At 71.6% G+C, this 12377-nt stretch carries 11 protein-coding genes; 7 read left to right on the forward strand and 4 right to left on the reverse strand.

All coding sequences use genetic code 11. From position 1 onward, the window contains the following. The 6 genes from D7V97_RS30365 to D7V97_RS30390 form a co-directional block, all read left to right on the forward strand. The coding region (locus D7V97_RS30365; RefSeq protein ID WP_120614129.1) for a VWA domain-containing protein at nt 1-1283 on the forward strand (1283 nt) is incomplete at its 5' end. A gap of 158 nt (nt 1284-1441) precedes the next feature. After that, nucleotides 1442-1945, forward strand: a complete 504-nt coding sequence (gene purE / locus D7V97_RS30370; RefSeq protein WP_199728986.1) for a 5-(carboxyamino)imidazole ribonucleotide mutase — start codon at nt 1442-1444, stop codon at nt 1943-1945. Beyond that, nucleotides 1942-3084: a 5-(carboxyamino)imidazole ribonucleotide synthase gene (gene purK / locus D7V97_RS30375; RefSeq protein ID WP_120614130.1), complete on the forward strand. Its 1143-nt coding sequence runs from the start codon at nt 1942-1944 to the stop codon at nt 3082-3084. The genes purE and purK overlap by 4 nt, the downstream gene beginning before the upstream one ends. 4 nt (nt 3085-3088) lie before the next feature. Beyond that, on the forward strand, nt 3089-3565 hold the full coding sequence (ybaK, locus tag D7V97_RS30380) for a Cys-tRNA(Pro) deacylase (protein WP_120614131.1): 477 nt from the start codon (nt 3089-3091) through the stop codon (nt 3563-3565). A gap of 78 nt (nt 3566-3643) precedes the next feature. After that, nucleotides 3644-4864: a hypothetical protein gene (locus D7V97_RS30385; RefSeq protein WP_233583322.1), complete on the forward strand. Its 1221-nt coding sequence runs from the start codon at nt 3644-3646 to the stop codon at nt 4862-4864. Between the two features lie 138 nt (nt 4865-5002). Further along, nucleotides 5003-6781, forward strand: a complete 1779-nt coding sequence (locus tag D7V97_RS30390; RefSeq protein WP_158623485.1) for an EAL domain-containing protein — start codon at nt 5003-5005, stop codon at nt 6779-6781. Between the two features lie 197 nt (nt 6782-6978). Here D7V97_RS30390 and D7V97_RS30395 read toward each other — a convergent pair whose 3' ends face one another. The 4 genes from D7V97_RS30395 to D7V97_RS30410 form a co-directional block, all read right to left on the reverse strand. Beyond that, a complete protein-coding gene (locus tag D7V97_RS30395) occupies nt 6979-8640 on the reverse strand; it encodes a hypothetical protein (protein WP_120614133.1) in 1662 nt (553 codons plus the stop codon). 27 nt (nt 8641-8667) lie between these two features. Next, nucleotides 8668-11013: a PhoX family phosphatase gene (locus D7V97_RS30400; RefSeq protein ID WP_147445032.1), complete on the reverse strand. Its 2346-nt coding sequence runs from the start codon at nt 11011-11013 to the stop codon at nt 8668-8670. A gap of 165 nt (nt 11014-11178) precedes the next feature. Next, the gene (locus D7V97_RS30405) at nt 11179-11736 is read right to left on the reverse strand and encodes a DUF192 domain-containing protein (protein WP_199728987.1); all 558 of its coding nucleotides are present in this window, start codon (nt 11734-11736) and stop codon (nt 11179-11181) included. Next, the gene (locus D7V97_RS30410; protein WP_120535495.1) at nt 11733-12134 is read right to left on the reverse strand and encodes a TIGR02266 family protein; all 402 of its coding nucleotides are present in this window, start codon (nt 12132-12134) and stop codon (nt 11733-11735) included. Before D7V97_RS30410 ends, D7V97_RS30405 begins: the two co-directional genes overlap by 4 nt. Nucleotides 12135-12159: 25 nt before the next feature. Here D7V97_RS30410 and D7V97_RS30415 point away from each other — a divergent pair. Next, on the forward strand, nt 12160-12377 hold a 218-nt coding region (locus tag D7V97_RS30415), incomplete at its 3' end, for a hypothetical protein (RefSeq protein ID WP_199728988.1).

A 12377-nucleotide genomic window follows, 5' to 3' on the forward strand; every position in this document is an offset into this window, starting at 1 on the left:
AGATGGGTATAAGAGACAGCTTCCAGGTGACGAGCCGGCTGTCGCACCCCTACATCCCGGTGGGCCCGTCGGAGACGTACGTCACGGTGGACCTCACCGGCATGGAGGTGCCCGGCGCGAAGCGCAGCCCGGTGAACCTGGCGGTCGTCATCGACCGGTCCGGCTCCATGAGCGGCTACAAGCTGCAGCAGGCGAAGCAGGCCGCGCGGCACCTGGTGACGCTGCTGCGCGACGAGGACCGGCTGGCCATCGTGCACTACGGCTCGGACGTGAAGAGCCTGCCGTCGCTGCCGGCGACCGCGGAGAACCGCGACCGGATGGCCCGCTTCATCGACGGCATCTGGGACGACGGTGGCACCAACATCAGCGCGGGCCTGTCCGTGGGCCGCACGCAGCTGGCGTCCGCCATGGGCGGCGCCGCCAGCGTCAACCGCCTCATCCTGATGAGCGACGGCCAGCCCACCGAGGGCGTGTCGGATGACGAGGGGCTGAAGAACGTGGTGCGGGAGATCCGCGCCTCCGGCATCACGGTGAGCGCCATTGGCGTGGGCACCGACTTCAACGAGGACCTGATGCAGTCCTTCGCCGAGTACGGCGCGGGCGCCTACGGCTTCCTGGAGGACGCGGGCAAGCTGTCCACCCTCTTCCAGCGCGACCTGCAGCAGGCCACCACCGCGGTGGCGCGCAACGTGGAGCTGTCCTTCGAGCTGCCTCCGGGCACGACGCTGGGCGAGGTGCTGGGCTACCGCGCGCACCAGGCCGGCAACACCGTGCGCGTGGCGATGCCGGACTTCTCCGCGGGCCAGGTGGAGCGCGTGGTGGTGCGGCTGAACGTCACCGGCGGCGCGGCGGGCCAGTCCGTGCAGGTGGCGGGGCTGAAGGTCGCGTACACGGACCTGCTGGCGAACAAGGGCGTGGAGGACACGTCCACGCTGGCCGCGGTGGCCACCGACGTGCGGGAAGAGGTGGTGTCGCGCCAGGACAAGGAGGCCACGGTGTACGCGGCCCGGGCGCGCAGCGCGCAGAACCTCCAGAAGGCCGCGGAGGCGATGAGCACGGGCAAGAAGGGCGAGGCCCAGGACCTGCTGCGCCAGAACCAGGCGCTCTTCTCCGAGGCGGCCTCGGTGGCGGGCGCGGCGGCGGTGGCGGCGGATCAGGCCGAGCAGGCCCAGGCGATGCAGGAATACGACGCCGCGGACGACGAGACGTCCCAGCGCGCCGCCGTGAAGAAGAGCAAGGTGCAGGCGCTGAAGTCCTTCGGCCGGCTGGGCTCCACCTACTGAGCAGACCTGCAGGGCGGGAGGGGGGTGACGCTCGGCCCCCCGGCCCCTCCCTGACGCGAAGTGACATCTTCGCGGTTGACCTGCGGAATCGCGTGGCCCTATCTCCGCGTTCTTCCAGGCTTCAGCCCTGGAAGGGCGCACTGGAGGCGCGAGACAGCATGGCGGCGAGCGCGAGCACCCCGTGGGTCGGGGTCATCATGGGCGGCAGAAGCGACCTCGAACACCTGCAACCGGCGATCGACATCCTCGCCGAGCTGCGCATCCCGCATGAGGTGCGCGTCGTGTCCGCGCACCGCACTCCGGACTGGATGATGGAGTACGCGTCCACGGCGGAAGGACGGGGCCTGTCCGTCATCATCGCCGCGGCGGGCGGCGCGGCGCACCTGCCCGGCATGGTGTCCAGCAAGACGCTGCTGCCGGTGCTGGGCGTGCCCATGCCCACCACGGTGCTCAACGGCTTCGACGCGCTGCTCTCCATCGTGCAGATGCCCAAGGGCGTCCCGGTGGGCACGCAGGCCATTGGCAAGCCGGGGGCCGCCAACGCGGCGCTGCACGCGGCGGCCATCCTCTGCCTGAAGTACCCGGAGCTGCGCGAGCGGTTGGGGGCCTGGCGCAAGGCGCGCACGGACGAGGTGCTGGCGCACCGGGAGGTGTCGGGATGACGGCGCGCGTGGTGCTCCCCGGCGGCACGCTGGGCATCCTGGGTGGAGGGCAGCTGGGGCGCATGATGGCGCTCGCGGCGCGCACGCTGGGCTACCAGGTGCAGGCGCTGGATCCGGACTCGTCGTGTCCGGCGCGCAACGTGGTGGACCGCTGCCTCACCGCGTCCTTCTCCGACACGTCCGCCGCGGAGGACCTGGCGCGCTCGTGTGACGTGGTGACGCTGGAGATTGAGAAGGTGTCGCTGGCGACGCTCAACGCCGTGGCCCGCCACGCGCCCATGCGGCCCGGCGCGTCCGTGCTGGAGGTGGTGCAGCACCGCGGCCGGCAGAAGTCGTGGCTCGCGAAGGGCGGCTTCCCGCTGGGGCCGTGGCGCGAGGCGCACTCGGAGGCGGAGCTGGCGCAGGCCATCACCGCGCTGGGCGGCAAGTGCTTCATCAAGTCCAGCGAGGGCGGCTACGACGGGCGCGGCCAGTACGAGGTAAAGCAGGCCTCCGAGGCGGGCGTCGCGTGGCGCGAGCTGGGCGAAAGCTCCGTGGTGGTGGAGGCCGCGCTCGACTTGCAGGCGGAGCTGTCGGTGCTGGTCGCGCGGGGGCCGGACGGTCAGCTCGCGGTGTACCCGCCCGCGTTCAACCACCACGAGCAGCGCATCCTGGCGTGGTCGCTCCTGCCGGGTCCGTTGCCGCAGGCCGTGCTCACGCAGGCGTCGCAGGTGGCGCGCGACATCACCGCCGCGCTGAAGGTGGAGGGGCTGCTGGTGGTGGAGATGTTCCTCTTGGGCGACGGCTCGCTGCTGGTGAACGAGATGGCGCCCCGGCCGCACAACAGCTTCCACTCCACGGAGGTGGCGTGCCTGACGAGCCAGTTCGAGCAGGCCGTGCGCGCGGTGTGCAACCTGCCCCTGGGCTCCGTGGAGGTGGTGCGCCCCGCGGCCATCGTCAACCTGCTGGGCGACCTGTGGCTGCATGAGGGCGGGCCCCGCTTTGAACAGGTGCTGGCCATGCCCGGCGTCCGGCTGCACCTGTACGGCAAGCGCGACGCGCGCAAGGGCCGCAAGATGGGGCATCTGTCCGCCGTGGGCACCACGCCCGAGGACGCGCTCGCCCGCGTGAAGGCCGCCGCCACGCTCCTGGGGATGTGAGCCCATGAAGACGAACGCCGCCCGGCTGTTGGACTCGCTCGGCATCGCGTACACGCTGCGCGACTACGAGGTGGATCCGGACGACCTGTCCGCGGAGACGGTGGCCGCCAAGGTGGGCATGCCCGCCGAACAGGTCTTCAAGACGCTGGTGGCGAAGGGCGACCGCACCGGCGTGCTGCTGGCGGTGGTGCCCGGCAACGCGGAGCTGGACCTGAAGGCGCTGGCGCGGCTGAGCGGAGATCGCAAGGTGGACACCGTGCCCCTCAAGGAGCTGCAGCCGCTCACCGGCTACATCCGGGGCGGCGTCACCGCGCTGGGGGGCAAGAAGGACTACCCCGTGTACGTGGACGAGACGCTGGAGCTGTTCGACGTCGTCTCCGTGTCGGCGGGGGTGCGAGGCACGCAGCTGCTCCTCGCCCCCGCGGACTACCTCCGCGTGACGAAGGGGAAGACGGGACCGCTGTCGCGCCCGAAGGCGTAGACCTTTTTCGCGGGCCGCGCGTTCGAAGGACATTCCCGGCCCGAGGGCCGTTCCCGGGGTGTCCCGATGAATGCCGCCGTGTTGCAATTCCACCACCGCGAAGCCTTCGAGCACACCGTCACGCGCGCGCTGGCGGCGGGTGCCGGGGCGGGGCTGCTGCACTGGCTCACGCTGCGCCTGGGCGTCCCAGTGCCGCTCACGTGGCTGGTGCCGGCCGCGGTGGTGCTGGCGTGCGCGCGCGGCGACCGGTGGGACCGGGGCCTCCTGAGCGGCCTGGGGCTGCTGCTCATCGGCCTGCCCTACGGGCTGGGCCTGTCGCCCGGGTGGACGGTGGCCACGAGCGGCGCGGCCGCGGGGGCGCTGCTGGTGCGCGCGCGCCTCAATGAATTGGGCGAGGAGGGCCAGGTGGCGGAGGCCCGCCCCACGCTCGTGCACTACGGCCTGGGCAGCGTGCTGGGCGCGGGGCTCACGCTGGCCGGGGGCGTGGTGGCGGACATCCTCGCGCTGCGGCTCGCGTCGGTGGCCACGCCGACGCTGCTGGCGGCGGGAGTCGTGGGCGGCATCGTGGGCCTCTTCGTGGGCCTGGGCGCCATCGCCGCGCACCTGGGACTGACGGCCGACCCCGTGGAGGCGCGCGCGGAGGAGTTGCTGCCCCAGCTCTCCGGTGACTTCCACACGCTGTCGGAACGCGCGCTGTCCCTCTATCGCCAGTGCGGCCAGTCGCTCGCGAAGCTGCCCCGGGAGCCCGCGCGCGAGGAGCTGGCCCGCACGCTGGCGCGCATCACGCGCGGCGCGGTGGAGCTGGCGTCCGAGTGGGCCGGGGTGGAGGCGCAGCTGGAGGAGCGAGCCACCGCGGAGCTTCAAGCGGAGCGCGACAGCCTGGAGCGCAGCGCCCGCGCGAGCACCGACGCCGTGGCGCGCCGGCAGTTGGAGGTCGCGGCGGCGTCGCTGTCCGAGGAGGTGGAGCGGCTGGGAGACATGCGCCAGCGCCGCGAGCGCATCATCGCGAGGCTGCGCGCGGAGGTGGCCTTGTTGGAGCGCGCGCGCGTGGCGCTCTTGTCCCTGCGCAGCGGTCAGGCCCAGCTCAAGGCCGCGGAACTGGCCTCGCTGGCCCGCCGTTTCCGTGCCCTCTCGACCGCCCAGGGAGAGGAGGGCCAGGCCATGGACGCCGTCGCGGCCCAGGTGACGCTCGCCCAGGTTGCCCCCGTGGAGGCTCCTCCCGTGGCGCCCGTGGACGCGGCGCCGCAGGCCTCCGAGGGCGCCAACGTGCCGGAAATCCAACGGATTCGCGGGGAATAGCGGCGGGGGCTCCCCTCCCCACCCCTCCCGGAAGGTCGGGCCTGGGGACTTGTGGCGAGCGTCTGGCTTCGAGCCCGCTGCGGTTCTCGCAGGGGGGGACCTGAAGCTTCCCTCAGGGCGGGGTACATTTTGGGGGCCATGAGTGTGCCTTCCCCCAGCAAGCCCGGCCTCCCCCCTCCCTGGCTGTGGAACGGTGATGAGCCGAGGGTCGCCACCGTCTTCCAGCCCATCGTCGATTTGCTGAGTGGCGAGGTGCTGGGCCACGAGGTGCTGTCGCGAGGCCTGGGCCCGGTGGAGTCCCCCAACGAGCTGTTCTCCCGCGCGCGCGTGGAGGGCTTCACCTACGAGTTGGAGCGCGCGTGCTGGACCGCGGCGGTGCGCCGCATCGCCACGCTGCCGGAGGCGCAGCGGCGCGGCCCCTTCTTCTTCAACGTCAGCCCGGATGTGTTGAGCGACGAGCGCTTCGGTGGCGCGTCCACGTTGGAGCTGTTGCGCCAGCACGGCCTCAGTCCCCGGCAACTGGTGCTCGAGATCACCGAGCGCAGCACCTTCGAGGACACGGAGCAGCTGCGCATGCTCGCGCGGCGGTACTCGGAGCAGGGCTTCGGCATCGCGCTGGATGACTTCGGCGCGGGGCACTCGGGGTTGGTGACGCTGGTGCACAGCGCGCCGGACTTCATCAAGTTGGATCAAGCGCTGGTGCGCGACATCCACCTGCACACCTACCGGCAGCACCTGGTGAAGTCGCTGGTCGCCTTCGCGCAGCGCGTGGACGCAGTGCTCATCGCCGAGGGCGTGGAGACGTGGAACGAGCTGGCCGTGTTGCTGCGCCTGGGCATCCGGCACGCGCAGGGCTACCTGCTGGCGCGGCCGGTGAGCTCGCCGCAGCGGCCGGGCGCGGAGTTCGCCGAGCGCTGCCGCGAGGCCATCCGCGCCCTGCACCAGCGCGAGCACGAGGACGACGAGACGGTGGGCAGCATGATCATCCGGCCTCCGTGCGCCCCGGTGACGTCGCCCGCGATCGAGCTGGATCGGCTCTTCCGCCGCACGCCAGGCGAGGACCACGTCGTGCTGCTGAACGGGGAACAGCCGCACGCGGTGGTGACGCGGCGGAGCTTCTACGCGCGGTGGGGCGGCAGCTCCGCGGATGCGACTCCGGCGCTCGAGGACGGAGCGCCCGTGGACCTGATGGTGGTGGAGGACAGCACGGCCATCACCGCCCTGGCGCGCATGGCGATGCGCCGTCCGCCCGAGTCCGTCTACGACCCGGTGGTGGTGACGGATGCCCAGGGCCACTTCCTGGGCACGGTGACGATGAAGCAGCTCATCGCGCGGGCCTCGGATCTGGAGCAGCACGCCGCCACCGGCGCGCATCCGCTCACGGACCTGCCCGGCAGCCGCATGATTGAACGGTGGATCCGTGCCGCGCTCCAGGGCGACGCGTTCACCGTCATCTACGGCGACCTGGACCACTTCGAGGCCTACAACGACCGCTACGGCTTCCTCCAGGGCGACCGGGTGATCCGCTACACCGCGGGCCTGCTGTCGGAGTGCCTGCACCTGTTGCCGCCCGGCTCGCACCTGGGCCACGTGGGCGGCGACGACTTCGTGCTCGTGTGCCCTGAAGCGGTGTCGCCCGAAGTGCTGCGCACGCTCTGCCAGCGCTTCGACGCGGAGAAGGTCCCGCTGTACGGCCCGGAGGACCTGCGCAGGGGCGGCTTCACTCCCGGCGACGCCGCGGGCGCGCCCGTGCCGGTGACGCTGAGCCTGGCGGCGGTGGATCACCGGGGGCTGTCGCCCAAGCCCCATCCCGCCGAGCTGTCCGCCGTCGCCGCGTCCCTGCGCAAGAAGGTGAAGGCGCTGTCCGGTGAGACGCACGCCAGCACGTTCCTCTTCGAGCAGGCCAAGCCCACGTAGGCCGCGCCCGGCTTGAGCGGCGGGCGAGGTGCGGTCCTTCCGGTGGAGCGGTGCCTCGCCACCGCGACCCGCCCTGCCTCGCTTCCAGGCAGGGTGCAGCCACGCGTCGGAGCAGTGGCATCCCAGCGGACTCCGGGCTCACTCCCACGCGAGGTGCAGCCGTCCGTCGGATCAGCGGCATCCCGCGGACTTCGGGCTCACTCCCACGCGAGGTGCAGCCTCCCATCGGTGTAGAGGCGCCCCGTAGCCTCCAGTTCCGTGGAGCCGTTCTCCACCGAGCGGTGCACGTTGGTGGGCGGCGCCAGGAGCGTGTCCCGCCCCAGCGTGAACGACTGCTCCCGCACCAGCGCCCAGTAGGCCTTGTCCAACCGGAGCGCTCGCTTGCGCGAGGGCGTCACAAGCCACGCGAGGTCGCGGTCTCCCCCGGGCGCCGCGCGTCTCACGGCGGGCAGATCCAGCGTGCCTCCCGGGAAGAAGCGCGCGAGCAGTTCATTGTTCGCGCGGAACTCGTCGCCCCCCTGGACCCGCTCGAAGTACGTGGCGGTCTCCGGCTGCGCATGACCCGCCTGCGGCACGTCCGGGATGCCGCGCAGGTCCTGCGGTCGCCACCCATCACGACCAGGCACCTTGCGTGGGAACGCGAAGGTCTGGTCCACCGTGACGCCCAGGTTCGTGTGACAGCCCATGCAGGCGACATGCTCTTCCAGCGTCTGGAGGCGCAGCCGCCCTTGCGCATCCTCGATGAAGCCCTGCAGGCGCCAGCCGAACTCGTTGATCAGCCCCAGCTCCGGCGTGCCCTGGAACGCTGGCAGCCGCCCCTGCCGCTTCTTCTCCTGCTCCTCCGCGTAGAAGTTCCGCACCCTGTCATCCGCGGGCGCTTCGTCCTTGCGCGAGTAGCGCAGCTCCTTCAGCCGCGTGGACAGGAGCGCGGGCGCGTCCGGATCCACGTAGCGCACGGTGTGCAGGAGCTCGGTGCCGCGCGGATAGGTGTACCGGCGCACCGGTACCTCCGCCGCGCCTCCGGCGTAGTGGGCAGGCAGGCCGCGCACGACCTCCACCTGCGCTGACAACCGACCGTCGCCGTCCAGGTCCATGCCACCTGCGCGCTCGTCCACCGGCTCCACGCGACGACGCGCGGCCTTCACGTCCACGAGCCCCGGGTCCACCGTCATCGCCGCTTCGAGCACCGCGAGGTTGAAGCGGTACACGTCGCGCGACAGCTGCCCCCGCGCATCGTTCCGAAAGGCTTCCGGCAGCCGGACGAAGACGTCGTCGGTGTTGCCGTTGGTGGGCCAGAACGTGCCCGGGAAGGGCTTGTAGCGCACGGCGCGCCAGCCGCTGCCGTCCTTCGCGAAGCCGTCCCCGTCGAAGCCGCGCCCCAGGTCCAGGTCCGGCACCTGGCCCTGGTAGCCGCCCGCGCGCCCCACGAGCGCGGCCCGGAGCGGTGTGTAGTTGTCCTCGCGGATGTACGCGAGCACCTCGTCGTCGGAGCGCGATGCGAGGGCGCTCACGCGGTCCGTGAAGAGGTTTGTCCAGTGGTTCGTCAGGGCCACGTCGCTGAAGGCGTACTCGGCCTGGAGCGACTCATCGGCCATCACGTTGTTGCCGACGCCGCCCGTGTGGCACGTCCAGCACGGGTTCGAGACCCCGGCCGTCTTCGTGTAGCACATGGAGGGCACCGGGGCCTCGCGGTTGGCCACGCGGCTGCCGGCCGCGAGTGCCTGCGCGAGCGGATCAAACGGGGGCGCGGCTTCGGCCGGCGTGCGCAGGCGCCACACGCCCGCCGCCGAAGCAAACGCGCCCAACAGCAGGACGATGACGACGGGGCCCCGCATGTTCTTGAGCTGGGAAGAGTTCATGCGCGGGGCTCCGTCGTCCGGTGGGGACTACGGCCAGACGCTGTAGTTGTCCTCGCCCGGGTGCTGGACGCTGACGAACAGGCTGGTCATGTCCGCGTTGAATGCCGGCCCCGTGGCCTCCGCGTCGCTGGGCATGGACAGCACGCGGAACGCCTTGCGGAAGTACGGGCTCTGGCGGTGCGCGGGCGCCTGGTCCAGATAGAAGATGCCGTCCGCGACCTTGTTGACGCCGAAGTTGCCGTCGGTGCCGAACCACACGCCACCGTCACGGTCGATGACGAGGTTGTCCGGCTTGGCCGCCGCGTACTCCGGCATGGGGCTGGTGGCCGCCGACTCGCCCTTCCACACGCGGAAGAAGTCGAACGTCTTCGAGCCCGCGGGCGCCGCGGGGTTCGCCTCACGCAGCGCGAAGATGGAGCCCACCTTGTCCACCGCGCGGGTGTCCAGCGCGCCGCGCGCCTTCTTCACCCACGCGCCGCTCTCCAGCGCGGCGGTGGCCACACGGCCCTGCTGATCCAACGCCGTGGGGTCGCCGTGCTCGGTGAAGGCCACGTAGAGCAGCGGCGTGCCGCTGGGGTCCTTCGGGTTCCACTCCGTGTCCTCGGGGCGGTTGAGCTCCATCACGCCCACCTTGTTCGCGGCCGTCCACAACAGCTTGCGCACCTGGTCGTCGTTGACGAAGCCGCCCACCGCGTTGTGGTTCGCGTCGCGCAGCGCAGCGCCCACCTGCAACGTCGGCTGACCGTACGCCTCGCCGTTGGGCGCCAGGTCCGTGCTGTCCAGGCCCAGCTGCACCCAGCGGCCGTGGCCCGGAGCCGCATCGGTGGGCACCACGCCCCCGACCAGCGTGTCGCCCGTCGCGTTGTCCAGGCCCGCGAAGTGCGCCACGTAGAGCGTGCCCGCGTCCAGCAGCGCGCGCACCTGCGCCTTCGTCATGCCGGGCGTGTACTTCCCCTGCGACACGAACTTGAAGATGCGGCCGCCGCGCCGGTCATCGCCGCCGTAGACGACGACGGGCTGATCCGCGAGCAGCTTCCAGTCCGCGCCCACCACGAAGCTGGCGTTCTCCCAGTGCGCGCGGCCCATCACGCCCAGCTTGCGGTGGCCCGCGCCCGGCTTCGCCGCGTCCTTGCCGTACCAGAGCTCCGGCGGCTGGCCCGGATCAATCTCCGTCAGGTAACCGTAGCCGTCCTTCAGGTGCGAGGAGTCGCGGTCCGTGCTGACGAAGTCCCCCTCCGCCGGGGCCGAGAAATCGGGCGCCAGCGGCGCCCCCGGCGCGAAGCCGGGGGCGGCGGCGATCCAGTCGTTCTTCGGCGTCCACAGCGCGCCTTCCGGATCTCCGTAGGCGCCCTGGACGTTCTCCTCGCCCACGATGACGGTGCCCCACGGCGTCTGACCACCGGAGCAGTTGGAGTGCGTGCCCGGCACCACCCCTGCCTCCAGCGCGGCGCCGGAGTCGTCGTGGTCCGCGGCGGACAGCGTCACGCCCACCACCTTCATCAGCGTCGCGCTGGTGGCGTCGTAGCGCAGGTTGGCCGCGTTGCGGTCCACCGCCCAGCCGCCCGTCGCGGGGTCCTGCACCACGCGCATCCAGGAGCCGCCGACCTGCTTCTTCCACTCGCGGTTGTAGGTGACGAGCGCGTCCGCCTGCCAGCTGGTGCCGTCCGACACCGTGTTGGCGAGCGTGCCCGTGTTGCGCAGGAAGCGCGCGAAGTCCAGGTGCTGGCCGGTGGGCGACGTGCCCACGCGCGGCTTCGCGCCGGAGACGTACTCGTGGTTGATCCACATCCAGCCCGCGGAGCCCTGGCCCTGGTACTGCGGCGCGCGACCGTCCACCGACCAGCCGTCACCGAAGAACGCGATGTAGTCCACGTTCGCGCCGAAGCGCGGGCCACCCTTCGCGAACGCGAGCGGATCCATCCACTTGATGACCGTGGTGGGGAACAGGCCCGGCACCGAGCGCACCGTGTCCGTGGACGCCGACGACAGCGGGAACATCAGCGGCGAGGGCAGCTTCCCCGCGACCACCTGCTCCACGCGCGCCTTCACATACTCCGCCACGTTGGTGGCGCCCGTGCCCAGGTCCCCCCGGAACGTCACGGCGATGACGGACGACAGCGGCGTGCCGGCCTCCACGCCCTGCGCGCGCGCCGTCGCGCCCGGACCGGGCTGGCCCAGGGTTCCGGGCCCCGTGGGACCCGCGCCTCCCGTCGGACCGTCCGACCCGGGGGAGCCGGGCGCGCCCTCCTGACCGTCCTGCCCCGCGGCGCCGTCCTGGCCGGCGGGCCCCCGCTCACCTTCGCAGCCCATCCACGTCAGGGTGCCAACCAGGAGCAGCGCGCTCGAAGCGCGACCCAACAGACGAGAAGCCATGCAGTGCATCCTCCAGAGGTGGCGCGCACCACGCCCGGACTTCGGGGCGGCCATGCGCGGGCGCATCCTGCGGAGGTCATGTGGCGCGCACTTGAGCAGCGCGTCACTTCTTCATGGCGGCGGGACCCGCGCGCGACAGCCACGCGACAGGCGCCCGCGCACGCGTCACGGCGAGATGGGGACGGTGCTCACGCCCTCGAACTCCACCGCGCCGCCCTTGACGATGCCGTTCGCCTGGCACCAACCGCCCGGCACCTCCAGCACGTACTGGCTGGGGATGCCCACCGAACGGTTCGCCAGCGTGCGCGGCTCCGCGTTCTCGATGATGCCGACGATGCGGTGTTCGGAGGTGATGAACAGCATGTCCAGCGGGATGAGCGTGTTGCGCATCCAGAAGCCCCGCACGTCCTCCTCCGGGAAGAGGAAGAGCATGCCCTGGCCTGCGGGCAGCGCCTTGCGCCACATGAGGCCCCGCGTGCGCGCATCCCCCGTGGCGGCGACCTCCACCTCCACACGGTGCACGCCTCCGTACGCGTCCTTCAGCCGCACGTGCGCGCGCGGCAGCCCTGGCATCACGTAGTCCTCCGCCGACACGTCCTTCGGGCGCGCTCGCGAAGGCGCGGGCGCGGGCTTCACAGGCTTCGGTGATGCGGCGGGCGCTTCCTGACACGCGCCGCCCACGAGCGCCAGCGCGCCCAGCATCAACGCGACCCGGAGCTTCATGGGTGCTGGGGATGCAGCGGCTTGTTGAGCAGCTTCTCCGTCAGCTCGGACCCCAGGCTGTCGGACATCAACCGCTCCACCAGGGTCTCGAAGTCCACGCGCTGCGACTCGCTGCTGTAGATGAAGCGGATGCCCATGCCGGGCTCCTCCGCGTCGCCCTTGGACCAGACGACCTCGCCCAACAGTTCGAAGGGTGCCTCGCGGTGCGGCACCGTCAGCTTGAAGAGGAAGCGCGTGCCAATGGGCAGCGGCTTCTTCGTCTTGATGAAGGTACCGCCCTTGCTGATGTTCTTCGTGTAGTCGGCGAAGAACGAATTGAGCTTCTTGTAGTCGACCTTCAGCTCGATGGGCGCACGACCATGGGTGCGCAGTTCGGATCCGCTCTTCTGTTCGGACATGCGGTCGGGGAGTATAGGGGACGCCATGCGGCAAGTCCTCCCCCGCGCCCGCGGTCTGTTGGGCCGTCCCGCCGTCCTGGCCACCGTGCTGCTGCTCGCCGGTGGGGGGTCGGCCCTCGTCCTCGTCCCCCTCTTCGGGGTGCCCGGCTTCGAATTGGGCCTCGCCCTGGCCATCGCCGTCGGCCTGCTTGGGGGAGGGACGGGCATCGCCGCCGCCGCCCAGGAGCGCCGCCTCCTCACCGG

This window comes from Corallococcus sp. CA053C (assembly GCF_003611675.1).
Taxonomy (GTDB): Bacteria; Myxococcota; Myxococcia; order Myxococcales; family Myxococcaceae; genus Corallococcus.

Excerpts from the sequence above, each read along its gene's own strand:
- purE (WP_199728986.1), top strand. The coding sequence starts at position 1,442 with ATGGCGGCGAGCGCGAGCACCCCGTGGGTCGGGGTCATCATGGGCGGC.
- D7V97_RS30395 (WP_120614133.1), bottom strand. The coding sequence starts at position 8,640 with ATGAACTCTTCCCAGCTCAAGAACATGCGGGGCCCCGTCGTCATCGTC.
- D7V97_RS30410 (WP_120535495.1), bottom strand. The coding sequence starts at position 12,134 with ATGTCCGAACAGAAGAGCGGATCCGAACTGCGCACCCATGGTCGTGCG.
- purK (WP_120614130.1), top strand. The coding sequence starts at position 1,942 with ATGACGGCGCGCGTGGTGCTCCCCGGCGGCACGCTGGGCATCCTGGGT.
- D7V97_RS30390 (WP_158623485.1), top strand. The coding sequence starts at position 5,003 with ATGAGTGTGCCTTCCCCCAGCAAGCCCGGCCTCCCCCCTCCCTGGCTG.
- ybaK (WP_120614131.1), top strand. The coding sequence starts at position 3,089 with ATGAAGACGAACGCCGCCCGGCTGTTGGACTCGCTCGGCATCGCGTAC.
- D7V97_RS30405 (WP_199728987.1), bottom strand. The coding sequence starts at position 11,736 with ATGAAGCTCCGGGTCGCGTTGATGCTGGGCGCGCTGGCGCTCGTGGGC.
- D7V97_RS30400 (WP_147445032.1), bottom strand. The coding sequence starts at position 11,013 with ATGGCTTCTCGTCTGTTGGGTCGCGCTTCGAGCGCGCTGCTCCTGGTT.